Genomic DNA, 14809 nt, shown 5'->3' with positions numbered 1-14809 from the left:
ATCGCTATCTCAGAAGCGTGAAGGAGCCGAGGAAGCGCCGGGCCTCCGGCGGTTCCTCGGCCCGCTGCGGACCGACGTAGATCGCCTGCAGAAGCTGGTGATCGTCGAGCACCAGCAGCGCGTCCGCCAGATTGCCGCGTGGCAGGTCGATCAGAAGATGGCGGGCAGGCTTGTCGCCCACGTCCAGGCGCTTCTCCGCGCGCAGCGTGCCGTCGACCTTCCGGATGGTGCTGTCGCGTGCGCCATCGAGGTTCTTCTGCGGATCGCCCATCGCCACGTGCCGCGGATAGTGCGAGGTGATGGTCATGAAGATCTTGTCGCCGATCGTGATGGACGACGTCCGCAGCCGGACGGGGCCGACATCGGTCACGACCTCGCGCACGTCCTCGGCCGGCTGGCCGGGGAAATCGATACGATAGCTTCCGCCGTCGGGTTGGTATTGCCGCCATTGCTGGCCACTGGCCGGAGCGGCGAGAGCGAGGGATATCAGCAAGCCGGGCAGGAGAGGACGGATCATGTCGGCTCCTCTGATCATCAGGGAGAAATGACGCGATCGCCGGAAGGTTGCCGGTCCGCCGCATGCTCAATCGATCCGCGTGCCGGAGTCGGTACGGCGTTCGCCGCGGCGACAAACGCCTGTGCCGGCGTAGTGCTCGAGATATGCATTCCTGATGTGTCACGCGCCGCGCGTCTCATTCGTTGATGCGATGAGCGCACCGGCGGTTGATGTCCCGGCTGCGAACCGCGACACTGCGGCTCGACCGAAGCGGGAGATCGAATGCCGGATCGCGACGATCTTGGGAAGGCGTGGCGGGTGTCGCCGAGTCGATACCTCGCGCGCCGACCCGCCGAGTTCAAAATAGGGGCGCCGCGATCGCTCTATGTGACGATGGCGGATGGCTGCCGGCTGGCGGTGGATGTCATCCTGCCGGACGGTGATCCTGGCCGGCATTGGCCGACCGTGCTCATCCTGACGCCCTATGTGCGGCGCTTCGAGCTGGCACCCGGCGCCACGGACGTCGAACCCTCGCCCAACACATATCGCTATCGCGACATGTTCGTTCCGCGCGGCTATGCGCTGGTGGTGGTCGACGCCCGCGGCACGGGCGCGAGCTTCGGCACCCGCGACTCCTTCCGCTCGCCGCGCGAGCGCGAGGACTACCGCGCCATCGCCGACTGGATCGTGGATCAATCCTGGAGCGACGGCTCGATCGGCGCGACCGGCATTTCCTATCTCGGCGCCGCCTGCGATTTTCTCGCCAGTACGGGTCACGCTGCGGTGAAGGCCATCGCACCGCTGTTCGCCGTCTGGGACACCTGGGCCGACAACTACTATCCGGGCGGCTTGCTGATCAAACGGTTGGCGCTGGTGTACGACGAACTGATGCAGGCGCTGGACCACGACCGTCGCGACTTGCGTCGCCAGTTCAGCTATTTCGCCAATCCCGCGCTTCTCGGCCCCGCACCGGTGGACGAGGATCGCGATGGATCGCTGGCGCGGGCAGCCGTCAAGGGGCACTTGGCGAATTTCCGCATGCCCGACTTCATCACCGAGTTCAGATGCCGCGACGATGCCTTGCCCTACGATCCGGATTTCACCTCGGCCTCGTTCAGTCCCTACAACTATCTCGACCGGATTCCCGAGGACGTCGCCGTCTACGCCGTGTCGGGCTGGATGGACGGCGCGGGCTATGCCAACGGCGCGCTGTCGCGCTTCCTCTCCCTGCCCAATCGCGAGCGGCGCCTGCTGCTGGGACCGTGGGATCACGGCGCCCGCGTCAATGCCTCGCCATGGCGGACGCGACAGGAGCCGGAGTTCCCGGTGCTGGGCGAGGTGCTGCGCTTCTTCGACCAGCATCTCGCCCGCCGCGATACCGGCCTCCTGGATGAAGATCCGATTCATTATTTCGTGATGCATGCCGAGGAATGGCGCGCCGCCAGCAATTGGCCGCCCGTCTCGGGCACCCGGCGGCTCCACACTGCGACCGACTGGCGGCTCGCGCAGACGTCGCCGCACGAGAAAGCGAGCACAATCTGCCAGACGGACTTCACGGCCGGCAGCGGTTTGCAGACGCGCTACGAGCGCATCGCCGGAATCGACGCGACGGCCTACTATCACGACTGGCCGCAGCGCGAGGCGAAGTTGCCCGGCTTTACGTCGGAGCCGCTGGCGGAAGCGCTGGAGATGGCGGGCCATCCCGTGCTGTCTCTCTGGCTCGCCTCGAGCGAGCCCGATGCCGCCGTGTTCGCCTACCTGTCGGAGGTCGAAGCCGACGGCACCGTGCGCTATGTCACCGAGGGTGTGCTGCGGGCCATCCATCGCGCCGAAGCGCCTTGTCCCGCCAACTATCGCACCACCTGGCCATGGCGCAGCTTCGCCCGCCGTGACGCGAAGCCGATGCCGATCGGCGAGCCGCAGCTCCTCAGGTTCGCGTTGCTGCCGGTGGCCTGGCAGTTCGCCCAGGGCAGCCGCGTGCGGCTGTCGATCTCGGGCGCCGACTCCGATCATTTCGGGCAGACGCCGCATGGCCGTCCGCCAGTCCTCACGATCATGAGCGGCGGCGAGCGGGCGACGACGATCGAGCTGCCGGCCGCCTGACCGGCCTCAGACGACGCCGGCGGCGCGCAAGCCGTCGATCGCCTTCTTGTCGTAGCCAAGGTCGGCCAGCACGTCGTTCGTATGCTGGCCGAGCTCGGGCGTCGGCCGCAGCTCCTTGGGCTGCGGGAAGTCGGACAGGTTGATCGGCTGCCCCACCACCTTGAACTCGCCCAGCTCCGGATGCTTCACCGGCCGCGCGATGCCGAGATGCTCGACCTGCGGCTCGGCGAAGGTCTTGTCGATCGTGTTGATCGGGCCGCAGGGCACGCCCGCCTCGTTGAGCGCCGCGATCCAGTGTGCGGAGGTGTTGGTCTTCGTAACGGCGCGGATGCGCTCGTTCAGCGCCTTGCGATGCTGCGAACGCAATGCCGGCGTCGCATGCTCGGGGTGGTCGATCAGCTCGGCATTGCCCAGCGTCCGGGCGAAGCGCTTCCACAACCTGTCGCCGCCTGCGGCGATATTGATGTAGCCGTCGCTCGTCGGGAACACGCCGGTGGGAATCGAGGTCGGATGATCGTTGCCGGCCTGCTTGGCGACCTCTCCCTTCATGAGCCAGCGCGCGGCCTGGAAATCGAGCATGAAGATCTGCGCCTCGATCAGCGAGGTATGGACCCATTGGCCCTTGCCGGTCCGCTCGCGATTGTAGAGGGCCAGCATGATCGCCTGGGCGAGCAGCAGGCCGGAGGTGAGATCGGCGATCGGGATGCCGACGCGCATCGGGCCGCGGCCCGGCTCGCCGGTGATGGACATCAGGCCGCCCATGCCCTGCGCGATCTGGTCGACGCCCGGCCGGGCCGCGTCCGGCCCGCTCTGGCCGAAGCCGGCGATCGAGCCGTAGACGATGCGGGGATTGACCTTGGCCACCGTGTCGTAGTCGACCTTCAGCCGGTATTTCACGTCCGACCGGTAGTTCTCCACGATGACGTCGGCCTTGGCCGCGAGCTGCATGAAGATCGCGTGGCCTTCCGCGCTCTTGAGGTTGAGCGTGATCGAGCGTTTGTTGCGATGCAGGTTCTGGAAGTCGAAGCCGTGTCGTGAGCCGCCCATCGTGTCGGTCTTGCCGCCATCGGAAGCGGGGGGCGGCGGCTCGATCTTGATCACCCTGGCGCCCCAGTCGGCGAGCTGACGCACCGCCGTCGGTCCGGCACGGTGCGCGGTGAGGTCGAGCACGAACAGATCGGAAAGCGGAAGGTCGGTCATGGTGTTCCTCGGGGTGCTGTTGCTCTCACGAACACTCGCTATGCAGCGTCAACGCCCTTTGAAGACCGGTTTGCGTTTCTCCATGAAGGCGGTCCGACCTTCCTTGTAGTCCTCGCTGTCGAAGCAGCCTTTGGCCAGGACCTCGAGCTTCTTGTGGTCCTGCTGCGATTCGGGCTTGGCGATCTCGCGCGCGGCGGCCTTGGCGAGCGCGATGGTGAGCGGCGCATTCTGGGCGATTGCATCGGTCGTTTTTGCGACAAGGGCATCGAGCTCGGCGTCGGGCGCAACGGCGTTCACGAGGCCCATCTCGTAGGCTTCCTTCGCCGAATACTGTCGGGCGGTGAACAGGAACTCCATCGCCCGCGGCAAGCCGATGATGCGCGACAGGCGCTCGATACGCAGGAAGCCGTAGCCCAATCCGAGCCTGGCGGCGGGAATGCCGAAGCGGGCGCCCTCGCCGCAGAAGCGCATGTCGCAGCAGGCTGCGAGATTCATGCCGCCGCCGATGCAGTAGCCGGTTATCTTGGCGATGGTCGGTTTGGGGAGGTCGTAGAGCGCCTCGTAACCCTGCTTCGAGATCAAATCGTAGCGCACCTGCGCCTCGGCATTGGCGCGCTCGCTCTCGAACTTGGAGATGTCGGCGCCGGAAACGAATGCCTTGCCGCCGGCGCCGCTCACCACGACGCAACGAATTGCGGGATCCTTCTCATAGTCCTTGAGGAGGCCGACGAAGCCGTCCCACATGTCGAGCGAGACGGCATTCAGCTTGGCCGGATTGTTGAATACGACGTGGCCGACCGCGCCCTCGCGCCGGCCGTAGATCTTCCGTTCCTGCATTCCCGTCCTCCGTTGCCGCGCGACTATAGCGTGCCCGCCGGCCGGTGAATAAGACGTCGGTGCAGCTTCATGTGGCCTGCAGATGGCGAGATGACTTCGACAGGGCCGGGCAATACGATGTCCGGATGCGAGTCGGATTGTTGATCTTGCTGGCGTCGATCGCCGCTTCGACCGGGGCGTCGGCGCAGTCGGTCGCGGAGCGTATGCACACGGCGGCGGTGGCCTATCACAACAAGGATTTTGCGACGGCCATCGCTATCTGGCGGCCGTTGGCCGAGCAAGGCAATGCCGAAGCGCAAACCCTTCTGGGCGCGATGTATTGGAGCGGCGAGGGCGTGCCGCGCGACCATGCGCAAGCCGCTAAATGGTATTTGCGTGCGGCGCAACAGGGCTATGCGCGGGCGCAGAACGATATCGGGTTCATGTACGGCTTCGGTGAAGGCATTCCGCCACACGACGACGTGCAGGCATACAAATGGATCAGCCTCGCCATCGAGCGTTACACGGCGAAGAACCAGGATCGCCGGGACCAGGCGATCAAGGACAAGGCCACGCTCGAGGCGCGCATGACACCGGCGCAGCTTGCGCAGGCGAAGCGCGAAATACGCGACTGGAAGCCCGGCCACTGACTCGTCACCGGCTTGTCACACCTCCGGGCTGCGTTTCGTGTTGGATATGGCGGCCGTCGCACCCCCTCCAGCTTTCGAGGGCTGATGATCAGGATATCGTCGCCTGTGGCGATGCTCGCTGTTGTCGGCGTCTGCCTGGCAACACCCGCCTTGGCCGCGTCGCCGCAGGAAGAGCGGTTGCTCGGTTGCGGCTGCGAGGATGCGCAGCTGCAGAGCTATCTTCCCTTCACGCGCGCCATCGGTGTGAGCGGCATCGTCCAGGGCGGCCTGACCGACTCGGCTGCCGCGGCAGGCGTGCCGCGAGCGGCGATGCTCGAGCTGGTGAAGGCGCTGGCCGCGACGATCGACATCGATCACGACATACGTGAAGGCGATCGCTTTTATGTCCGCTACGAACAGGCTTTCACGGCCGCAGGCGATCCGATCGAGGTGGGGCGCGTGCTCTGGGCCGAGATCAAGACCGCCGCCAAGGGGACATTGGCGCTGCATCGCTTTCGCCCGGCGAATGCGGCGCGGGAGTCATTCTGGCTCGCGAACGGCCAGGGCACCTTGCCGCCAGAGCTCGAGATGCCGTTGAAGTCGATCACAGTGACATCGGGCTTCGGCATGCGAGTCGATCCGATGGATCAGCCGTGGGGCCATCCGTTCGCCAAGGCATCGCCCCGTCAGAAGGGGCCGGCTCCCGGTGGACGTTGGCAGGCGCCGGCAGCGGCGTTGGCGCCAAGCCCCCTGCTCACGGGAGCCGCGTCGGTCAACCAGCCGACAGCGCTTGGACTGTCGCTCGGCCTGGCGCCGGCGGGCGCGCAGCGCTTTGCGGGCTTCGCCAAGAACCGCCCTGCGAGCCGCACCATGGAGATGCATGACGGCGTGGATCTGGCGGCACCCGTGGGCACGCCGGTCTATGCCGCCGGTGACGGCACGGTGCTGGGGGCGGAGGCCAAGGGCGGCTATGGCAACTGGATCGAGATCGAGCATCCGGACAGGCTCGCCACCATTTACGGCCACCTTTCCGCCTTCGCGCCGGGCATCGTGGCGGGGGCCCATGTGAAGCAGGGCGACCTGATCGGCTATACCGGCAATACCGGCCGCAGCACCGGTCCGCACCTCCATTTCGAGATCCGCGTCAATGGCCGTCCGGCCAACCCCATCGGCAACGCGGCCCTGAAGCCTGTGCGACTTCGCGGCACCGATCTCTTGAACTTCCGCAAGGTGGTAGCGCAGGATCAGGCCGAGCGCGAGCGGGAAGCCCAGTCGATGTAGCATGGGTGTTTCGCTTGTGCGGCACGGCGCAGCGGAAACACTTTCCATCAATCGGCGTTGTAACGGCAATGGCAAAGAAGAAGGCCAGCGCCGGCCTCGTCATTTATCGGCGAGTGGAAGGCGCAAGCTCCCCGATCGAGTTCTTCCTCGTCCATCCTGGCGGGCCTTATTGGACGCGCAAGGACGACGGTGCGTGGTCGATTCCCAAGGGCGAGATCGAGCTGGGAGAGAATTTGCTTGCCGCCGCCAGGCGCGAGACCCTGGAGGAGACAGGCTTGGTCGTGACCGGCCGTTTCCAGCGACTGCCGCCGGTGCGCCAGCCCAGCGGCAAGCTTGTTCATCCCTGGGCGGTCGAGGCCGATCTCGACCCCGCCGCCCTGAAGCCCGGCCTGTTCGAGATGGAATGGCCGCCGCGTTCTGGCCGCCTTGCATCCTTTCCCGAAGTCGACCGCGCTGCCTGGTTCGGACCGCGCGAGGCCATGGTAAAGATCCTGGCGGGACAGCGGCCAATTCTGGTCAAGCTGATGGCGAAGCTGGGCATCGAAACCGAGCAGTCGGCCGCTTAGTACGAAACCAAACGAAGATCGCCGCGTTCTTCCGAAGGAATGACGGAGGGCTCTTTCTTGCGCAGATCCATTGCGCTGCTCGTCGTGATGTTCGGTCTCGCGGCTTGCGGCCAGGACCCGGGGACGCGTGCTCTTACCGGCGGTGCGATCGGCGCAGGCGCGGGCGCTGTCGTCGGCTCGACGACGGTCGTCGGCGCCGTGCCGGGCGCCGTCATCGGCGGCCTCGGCGGGGCTGTCGTCGGTGCAGTGACCACGCCGCTCTCGTGGTGATGCCTAGATCGGCTTGCCTTCGCTTTCCTGCCAACGGCTCATGAGCCCGTTGCTGGGCCTGGTCTTGTCCATCACCTTGCGCGCCGTCTCCACGCCGGCAACCGGCAGGCCTTTGGGATCGAGCCGGCCGATCTGCACCAGGACGGAGGCCTGGTCCCAGTAGATGTGCTCGTGCGCGACCTTGTCGCCGACGAATCGCACGATAGCGACCAGCGGGATCTCGACCCGCTTGCCGGTCGGCGGCACGCCGGGCAGCATCCAGTCGACCTCGCTGGTGTGGGTGAAGGCGAACAGCATCTCGTCGACGATCTGGTCGGCGCCGACCGTGCGACTGACCGGGGTCAGGGTCGTGTCGGGCGGATTGCCGCCGATGAAGTGGTACTTGTAGAAGCGCTTGAGCTGATCGTGCCCGACGCCGCCGGTCATCGTCGGTACATGGTTGACGTAGGGCGCCTCGACCATGGTCGCCATGGTCGAGTCGACATCGCGGGTCTCGAATTCGTGCCGGCAGTGCGCCTCCCAGAGGGCGACGAGATCGTGGCCGGCCATCTCACGCGGCCTTCCTCGTGCGGTTGGCCTCGATCACCTGCCACAGGCTCGCGGCGGTCACCGGCATGTCGACGTGTTTCACACCGGTGTGCGGGCGGATCGCGTCGATGATCGCGTTGACCACGGCCGGCGGCGCGCCAATCGCCCCGGCTTCGCCGGCGCCTTTCACGCCCAGCGGATTGGTCGTGCAGAGGCTGTTGTGCATGTCGAACTTCACCGACGGCACGATGTCGGCCCGCGGCAGGGCATAGTCCATGAAGCTGCCGCTCATGAGCTGGCCCGACTCGTGATCGTAGACCGTTTTCTCCGTCAGCGCCTGGCCCACGCCCTGGCCGACGCCGCCATGGACCTGGCCCTGCAGCAGCAGCGGATTGAGGGCCGTGCCGAAATCGTCCACCACGTTGTAGTTCACGATCTCGAGCGTGCCGGTATCGGGGTCGATTTCGAGCTCGCAGATATGGCAGCCGTTGGGGAAGGTGTCGGCCGCTGGCGTGCGCGTGAACTCGTCGTCGAGACCGGGCTTCTCGCCGGCCGGCAGGTGCCTCGGGTCTCTGGCGGCCCGCGCAACGTCGAACAGGCTCATCGTGCGGTCGGTGCCGACGATCTTGAAGGCGCCGTCGTCATAGTCGATGTCCGCAGCGGAGGCCTCGAGCACGCTCGCTGCGACGAGCTTGCCCTTGGCGATGATCTTGTCAGCAACGCCCATGGTCGCCGCGCCTGCCACCGAGACCATGCGGCTGCCGCCGGTCAGGCCGTCGGGCACGACGTCCGAGTCGCCCTGCACGATCCTGATGCGCTCGACGTCGATGCCCAGCCGCGCCGAGGCGATCTGGCTGATGGCGGTTTCATGGCCCTGGCCGTTGGTCTGGTTGCCGAGATAGAGCGTGAGCGTGTCGTCATCGTTGAATCTGGCGATGGCGGTCTCGGGGTTTCCGCCGCCGCACTTCTCGACATAGGTCGCCATGCCGATGCCGCGCCACTTGCCGCGGCTCTCCGACTGGGCGCGGCGGGCGGCAAAGCCCTTCCAGTCGGCCTGTTCCATGCCCTTGCGCATGACGCCTTCGAAGTCGCCCGAATCGTAGGTGTCGCCGAACGCGGTTTTCCACGGGATCTGAGAGGGCTTCACGAAGTTGCGTTTGCGGATCTCGTCCGGCGTCAGGCCGGTCTCGCGCGCGATATGGTCGACGAAGCGCTCGAGCAGGTAGGCCGCCTCCGGCCGGCCGGCGCCGCGATAGGCGTCGGTCGGCACGGTGTTGGTCATGACGCCTTTCACGTTCACGTAGATCGTCGGCGTCTGGTAGAGCCCGGCCAGCATGCTGGTGCCGGCCATGGTCGGGATGAAGGCGCCAAAATGACTGAGATAGGCGCCGAGCGCGGCGTAGGTCGTGACGCGCAGGCCCAGGAACTTGCAATCCTTGTCGAGCGCCATCTCGGCCAACGACACGTGGTCGCGGCCCTGCACGTCGGACTGGAAGGCCTCCTGCCGGTCGGGAATCCACTTCACGGTGCGCTTGAGCTCGCGCGACGCCCATACCACCATCGGATACTCGGGATGGACGAAGATCTTCATGCCGAAGCCGCCACCCACGTCGCCGGTGCGCACGCGCAGCTTGGGCTGTCCGATCTTCAGGATCATGTCGGCGATCACGGGGCGGATGATGCTCACGCCTTGCGACGACACCCAGAGCGTCGAACGATCGTCCCGGGGATCGTACTCGCAGATGGCGCCGCGGGGCTCCATCGAGTTCACGACCAGCCGGTTGTTCACGAGCTTGAGCGTCACGACGCGGTCGGCCTTGGCGAAGGCGGCCTCCGTCTTCGCGCGGTCGCCCATCTCCCAGTCGAACACGAGGTTGCCCTTGATGTTGTCGTGCACCAGCGGCGCGCCGGGCTGCGCCGATTCGTAGGTGCCGACGGTATGCGGGCGAGGGGCGTAGTCGACCTCGATCAGCTCCGCGGCATCCTTGGCCTGTTCCAGCGTCTCTGCCACCACCATCGCCACCGGGTCGCCGACATGCCGCACGCGGCCCTGCGCCAGCATCGGTCGCGGCGTGTCGCCACGCGGGGTGCCGTCTCGGTTCTGCACCGGCACCAGGCAGGGCAGGTCGCCGAACCCGGCCTTCTTCACGTCTTCACCGGTCAGGACCAGCAACACCCCCGGCGCCTTCTTTGCCGCGGTGGTGTCGACCCTGCGGATGTCGGCATGAGCGTGCGGGGAGCGCAGCACGTAGAGCCGGGCCGCCGGCGCCGAGAGCTTGGTGTCATCGGTGTAACGGCCGCCGCCCGTCAGGAGGCGCGGATCCTCAACCCTGCGAATCGATTGACCGATGCCGAACTTCGCCATGAATTCCTCCGTGTCGGAACGGAGGTTAGACGGCCGGCAGGGGGAATGAAAGTCTCCTTGGACCGCGAGGCGGGGCCGGCAAGATCAGGCCGCCCGACGGCGCCGCGCCGTGCTCTTGCGGCGATGCGACGAGCTGCGGCGGCTGGTCGACTTGCGGGCCGTGCTCCGGCGCTTGCGCGTGGCGGCGGCCCGGCGGCCGCGCCGGGTCGTGGTCTTGGCGTTCTTGCCGCCCATCGAACGGCTGCTCTCGCGCCGGCCACGGGCGCCCACGTGGCTCTTGCCCTCGGCCTCCTGCTGGGCGGTCTCGCCGTGCGCTTCCTTCTGCTTGGTGCGGCGATAGCTGCGACGGTTCTCTTCCTTGCTTTCGTATCTGGAGGCGCCGGCCTCGTGCAGGGCGATGGCGATCGCCTGGCGCGGATTCTTCACCTTGCCGGCGCGCCCGCCGCGACCGCTCTTCAGCTCGCCGTGCTTGTACTCGTGCATGACGCGCCCGACGCTCTTGCGCTGGGACGGCGATTGTCTGGCCATGAAATGCTCCTTCGATGATGCCCCGCGCCCGAAACCCCTGTCTGCCGAACGCCGGCTGAAGTGATAGGTTGCACTTCATGACCGACCTCGACGCATTCATCGCTCGATTGCCCAAGGCCGAGCTGCACATCCATATCGAAGGCAGCCTCGAGCCCGAGATGATGCTGATGCTTGCCCAACGCAACGGCATCACCCTGCGCTATCCGACGGTCGAGGCGGTGCGAGAGGCCTATCGCTTCGCCAATCTGCAGGATTTCCTCGACCTCTATTACCAGGGCATGAGCGTGCTCGTGCACGAGCAGGATTTCTACGATCTCGCCATGGCCTACCTGCGCCGCGCGGCCGCGCAGAATGTCCGCCATTGCGAGATCTTCTTCGATCCGCAGGGCCATACCGCACGGGGTGTCGCCTTTCGGACGGTGATCGACGGCTTGTGGCGCGCCTTGCGCGAGGGAGAGCGCGAGCTCGGCGTCACGAGCGGCCTGATCATGTGTTTCCTGCGTCATCTCGACGAGGCGGACGCCGAGCGCACGCTGGACGAGGCGTTGGCCTGGCGCGAGCGCCTGATCGGAGTCGGTCTCGATTCCTCCGAGAAGGGCCATCCGCCCTCCAGGTTCCAGCGCGTGTTCGCGCGGGCGCGCGGTCTCGGCCTGCTGACGGTGGCCCATGCCGGAGAGGAGGGCCCGGCCGACTATGTGCGCGAGGCGCTGGATCTGCTCGGCGTGCGGCGCATCGATCACGGCAATCGCGCTCTGGATGATCCGGCGCTGACGGTGCGGCTCGCCGCCGAGAAGATGCCGCTCACGGTCTGCCCGCTGTCCAACCTGCGGCTCTGCGTCGTGCCCGACATGAAGGCGCATCCGCTTCGGCGCATGCTGCAGGCCGGCCTGATGGCGACGGTGAATTCGGACGATCCGGCCTATTTCGGCGGCTACATGACGGAGAATTTCCTGGCCGTGCGGCAGGCGCTCGACCTGACGAAGGCGGAGATCGTCACCCTGGCGCGCAACGGCTTCCAGGCCGCCTTCTGCGACGAGGCTGCGAAGCAGCGACACCTGGCGGCGCTCGATAGTTTCCTGAAGGAATGACCACCGCCTATCTCGCCGCCGAAGGCTTCGAGCCGCAACTCGAAGAGGAACTGCGCCGTTCCGGTGTCCCGGTTCGCGCGCGGCACGGCCGCCTTTTCATCAGCGATATGCCTGCGATTCCGGCCGCGTGGGCCGCCAACATCTGGCGGGATTGCGTCGAGCGCCCGATCGCCTCGATTGGCGAGGCGGCGAAGGCCTTGCGGGTGATCCAGCGCAATTGGGCAGTGTACGCCCCGTTGCATCACCGCCGCGCAGCGCTGATCCAGGAGCGCCTGCCGCATGTTTCCGCCAGGCCCGTCGCCTTTCCGGCGGCCGCGCCGACTGCGCCGCTCGGCTCCTGGACACTGCTCGCGTCGGACCGGCTGCTGGCCGCCGCGCGCTGCAGCGCTCCTTTTCCCAATGGGGAGGTGGCGTTCGTCAAGGACAGGGAAGGGCCGCCAAGCCGGGCCTATCTCAAGCTCTGGGAGGCGCTGGTGCGTCTCGGCCGCTGGCCACAGCCTGGTCAACGTTGTGTCGATCTCGGGGCGGCGCCGGGCGGCTGGACCCATGTGCTGGCGAGACTCGGTGCGCGGGTCGTCGCGGTCGACAAGGCACCGCTCGATCCCGAGGTTATGGCAATGGCGGGAGTCGAATGGCGGGGCGAGAGCGCCTTCGCGCTCGATCCGCAGAGCATCGGCCCGGTCGACTGGCTGTTCTCGGACGTCATCTGTTACCCGGGGCGCTTACTGCGGCTGGTAGAGCGCTGGCGCGCCGCGGGATTGGCGAGGAACTTCGTCTGCACCCTCAAGTTCCAGGGGACCACCGATCACGACGCGGCCGCCGCCTTCGCGGCCATCGAGGGTGCCCGCGTGATGCACCTGCATCACAACAAGCACGAGCTTACGTTCGTGCTGCCCGGCGATGGCGCAAGAACGCCGTGACGTGGTCCCTGAAGCCGTCGATGAACTCCCGCGCTACCGGCGGCACCGTGCGGTGGGCGGCATAGAGAGCTGCGAACTCGAAATCGATTCGGGGTTCGAACGGTCGTACGACAATGCCGCGCGTGGCGTACTCGGTGGCGGTGAAAGGCTCGCAGAGCGCCAGACCCACACCTGAGCCTGCGAGCGCGCAGGCGATCTCCGACAGCGGTGTTTCGATGCGCATGACGCGATCCACGCCGTGCTCGGCAAAGATGCGATCGATACGAAAGCGGGATACCGTCGACGGGCCGAGCGAGATGAAGTTCTCGCCGTTGAAATCTCCGGGCCTCAGCTTCGTCTTGCGGGCAAGCCGATGCGCCTGTGGCACGACGGCTACGTAGGGCGCGGTGGGCATGCGCTCGAGCTGAACGGCGGCATGTTCGATCGAGCTCTCGGCGAAGCCGAGATCACACTGGCCCTGCGCCACGGCAGTCACCACGGCGTGGGACACCAGACCCGACAGCACGATGTTGAGCTTCGGCCGCTCGTCGAGAAAGCGCCCGACGAAGCGCGGCAGGAAACCATTGGCGAGGGCCGGCAGGGCAGCGATACGAAGATAACCCGTGCGATGCATGCGCAACTCGGACGCGATCTCGGCGATGCGTTCCAGCCCCACGAAGGCGCGTTCCACCTCGGCATAGAGCGACAGGGCCTCGCTGGTCGGTATCAATCCGGTGCCCCGGCGTTCGAACAGCGCGAGCCCAAGATGGTGCTGCAGGTCGCGGATCATGCGGCTCACGGCCGGCTGGGTGACATTGATCAGCTTGGCCGCCGCGCCGACGCCACCGGTCAGCACGACGGCGCGGAAGGCTTCGATCTGGCGAGGATTGAGGCGCATGGCCTTCTATAACATCCTGTTATGAATAAGGCGGCAATTCCGAATTTGACGATCGACTGGCGGACGGGAAGCATGGCCGAAGTCGAGAGAATCGGCCAACGGGAGGGGCAATGAGACGTTTGGCACGGCTGTCGGTCTTCGCGGGCGCGATCGCGCTTTTTGGTGCATCGGCCTCGGCGCAGCAGACGCTCACTGTCGCGGGCTACGGCGGCTCGTTCGAGCAGACGATGCGCAAGGAAGTCATTCCCGACTTCGAGAAGGCGCACAAGGTGAAGGTCGAGTACGTCGCCGGCAATTCGACCGACACGCTCGCCAAGCTGCAGGCGCAGAAGGCCAACCAGGTGATCGACGTGGCGATCGTCGATGACGGCCCGATGTACCAGGCCATCCAGCTCGGCTTTTGCGGCAAGATCGCAGGCCTGCCGGTCGACGATCTCTATACGAGTGCGCGCTTCAAGGACGACAAGGCCGTCGCCATCGGTCTGGTCGCGACTGGTCTGATGTACAACACCAAGGTCTTCAAGGAGAAGGGCTGGTCCGCACCCACCTCCTGGAACGACCTCAAGGATTCCAAGTACAAGAAGACGATCGTCATTCCGCCGATCAACAACACCTATGGTCTTTATACGCTCATGATGTTTGCGCGCTTGAACGGCGGCGGCGAAAAGAACATCGAGCCGGGCTTCAAGGTGATGAAGGCCGATGTCAATCCCAACGTGCTGGCCTATGAGCCGTCGCCGGGCAAAATGACGGAGCTGTTCGAGTCGGGGCAGGGCCTGTTGGCGGTCTGGGGCTCCGGCCGCGTGCAGTCCTTCGCCAATACGGGTTTCCCGGTCGATTTCGTCTATCCGAAGGAAGGCGCGGTGACGCTGCTGGCCTCGGCCTGCCCGATCGCCAAGGCCAACGCCTCGCCGCTCGCCTCGCAGTTCATCGAGGCGATGCTGCAGCCCAAGCTGCAGCTCATCCTGCTCAAGGACTACGGCTACGGGCCGGTGAACAAGAAAGTCGAGGTGCCGCCGGAGCTCGCCAAGATGGCACCGGTCGGCGAGAGGGCGGCCAAGCTGATCAATCCCGACTGGGATACGATCAACGCCCATCGCGACGAGTGGACCAAGCGCTGGAATCGCGAGGTGGAGCGCTAG

General features: G+C 66.2%; 15 protein-coding genes. 8 read left to right on the top strand and 7 right to left on the bottom strand.

The window, feature by feature from the left end:
- Positions 1-4 precede the first annotated feature (4 nt).
- Positions 5-517, bottom strand: coding sequence for a hypothetical protein (locus tag OJF58_RS03715; RefSeq protein WP_300781722.1), 513 nt, complete (start codon positions 515-517; stop codon positions 5-7).
- A gap of 261 nt (positions 518-778) precedes the next feature.
- On the opposite strand from OJF58_RS03715, the gene OJF58_RS03710 reads away from it, so the two are divergent.
- The gene (locus tag OJF58_RS03710) at positions 779-2599 is read left to right on the top strand and encodes a CocE/NonD family hydrolase (RefSeq protein ID WP_300781721.1); all 1821 of its coding nucleotides are present in this window, start codon (positions 779-781) and stop codon (positions 2597-2599) included.
- 6 nt (positions 2600-2605) lie between these two features.
- On the opposite strand, the gene OJF58_RS03705 is transcribed toward OJF58_RS03710, so the two are convergent.
- Positions 2606-3799: a CoA transferase gene (locus tag OJF58_RS03705; RefSeq protein ID WP_300781720.1), complete on the bottom strand. Its 1194-nt coding sequence runs from the start codon at positions 3797-3799 to the stop codon at positions 2606-2608.
- Between the two features lie 48 nt (positions 3800-3847).
- Positions 3848-4636 carry an enoyl-CoA hydratase gene (locus tag OJF58_RS03700; RefSeq protein ID WP_300781719.1) on the bottom strand — a complete coding sequence of 263 codons (789 nt, stop codon included), beginning with the start codon at positions 4634-4636 and terminating at the stop codon, positions 3848-3850.
- 146 nt (positions 4637-4782) lie between these two features.
- Here OJF58_RS03700 and OJF58_RS03695 point away from each other — a divergent pair, with 146 nt between their 5' ends.
- From OJF58_RS03695 to OJF58_RS03680, 4 genes are all read left to right on the top strand, one after another.
- The gene (locus OJF58_RS03695; protein WP_300781718.1) at positions 4783-5265 is read left to right on the top strand and encodes a tetratricopeptide repeat protein; all 483 of its coding nucleotides are present in this window, start codon (positions 4783-4785) and stop codon (positions 5263-5265) included.
- 84 nt (positions 5266-5349) lie between these two features.
- Positions 5350-6525, top strand: coding sequence for a M23 family metallopeptidase (locus OJF58_RS03690; protein WP_300781716.1), 1176 nt, complete (start codon positions 5350-5352; stop codon positions 6523-6525).
- A 68-nt stretch (positions 6526-6593) separates the two neighbouring features.
- The gene (locus OJF58_RS03685; RefSeq protein ID WP_300781715.1) at positions 6594-7091 is read left to right on the top strand and encodes an NUDIX domain-containing protein; all 498 of its coding nucleotides are present in this window, start codon (positions 6594-6596) and stop codon (positions 7089-7091) included.
- Positions 7092-7148: 57 nt separating this feature from the next.
- Positions 7149-7361 carry a bacteriocin gene (locus tag OJF58_RS03680; RefSeq protein ID WP_300781714.1) on the top strand — a complete coding sequence of 71 codons (213 nt, stop codon included), beginning with the start codon at positions 7149-7151 and terminating at the stop codon, positions 7359-7361.
- Positions 7362-7364: 3 nt separating this feature from the next.
- On the opposite strand, the gene OJF58_RS03675 is transcribed toward OJF58_RS03680, so the two are convergent.
- From OJF58_RS03675 to OJF58_RS03665, 3 genes are all read right to left on the bottom strand, one after another.
- Positions 7365-7910 (bottom strand): nuclear transport factor 2 family protein, encoded by a 546-nt coding sequence (locus OJF58_RS03675; RefSeq protein WP_300781713.1) that lies wholly within the window; start codon positions 7908-7910, stop codon positions 7365-7367.
- Between the two features lies 1 nt (position 7911).
- Positions 7912-10254: a xanthine dehydrogenase family protein molybdopterin-binding subunit gene (locus tag OJF58_RS03670; RefSeq protein WP_300781712.1), complete on the bottom strand. Its 2343-nt coding sequence runs from the start codon at positions 10252-10254 to the stop codon at positions 7912-7914.
- Between the two features lie 84 nt (positions 10255-10338).
- Positions 10339-10782: a DUF6496 domain-containing protein gene (locus OJF58_RS03665; RefSeq protein ID WP_300781711.1), complete on the bottom strand. Its 444-nt coding sequence runs from the start codon at positions 10780-10782 to the stop codon at positions 10339-10341.
- Positions 10783-10859: 77 nt separating this feature from the next.
- Here OJF58_RS03665 and OJF58_RS03660 point away from each other — a divergent pair, with 77 nt between their 5' ends.
- Positions 10860-11870 carry an adenosine deaminase gene (locus OJF58_RS03660; RefSeq protein WP_300781710.1) on the top strand — a complete coding sequence of 337 codons (1011 nt, stop codon included), beginning with the start codon at positions 10860-10862 and terminating at the stop codon, positions 11868-11870.
- Positions 11867-12790: an SAM-dependent methyltransferase gene (locus tag OJF58_RS03655; protein ID WP_300781709.1), complete on the top strand. Its 924-nt coding sequence runs from the start codon at positions 11867-11869 to the stop codon at positions 12788-12790. The genes OJF58_RS03660 and OJF58_RS03655 overlap by 4 nt, the downstream gene beginning before the upstream one ends.
- Here OJF58_RS03655 and OJF58_RS03650 read toward each other — a convergent pair.
- Positions 12750-13667, bottom strand: coding sequence for a LysR substrate-binding domain-containing protein (locus tag OJF58_RS03650; RefSeq protein ID WP_300781708.1), 918 nt, complete (start codon positions 13665-13667; stop codon positions 12750-12752). The genes OJF58_RS03655 and OJF58_RS03650 overlap by 41 nt on opposite strands.
- 110 nt (positions 13668-13777) lie before the next feature.
- Here OJF58_RS03650 and OJF58_RS03645 point away from each other — a divergent pair, with 110 nt between their 5' ends.
- A complete protein-coding gene (locus OJF58_RS03645; protein ID WP_300781707.1) occupies positions 13778-14809 on the top strand; it encodes an ABC transporter substrate-binding protein in 1032 nt (343 codons plus the stop codon).

It is taken from the genome of Enhydrobacter sp. (assembly GCF_030246845.1).
Taxonomy (GTDB): Bacteria; Pseudomonadota; Alphaproteobacteria; order Reyranellales; family Reyranellaceae; genus Reyranella.
The sequence above is the reverse complement of the archived record's forward strand: the minus strand, read 5'-3'. Positions and strand labels throughout refer to the sequence as shown.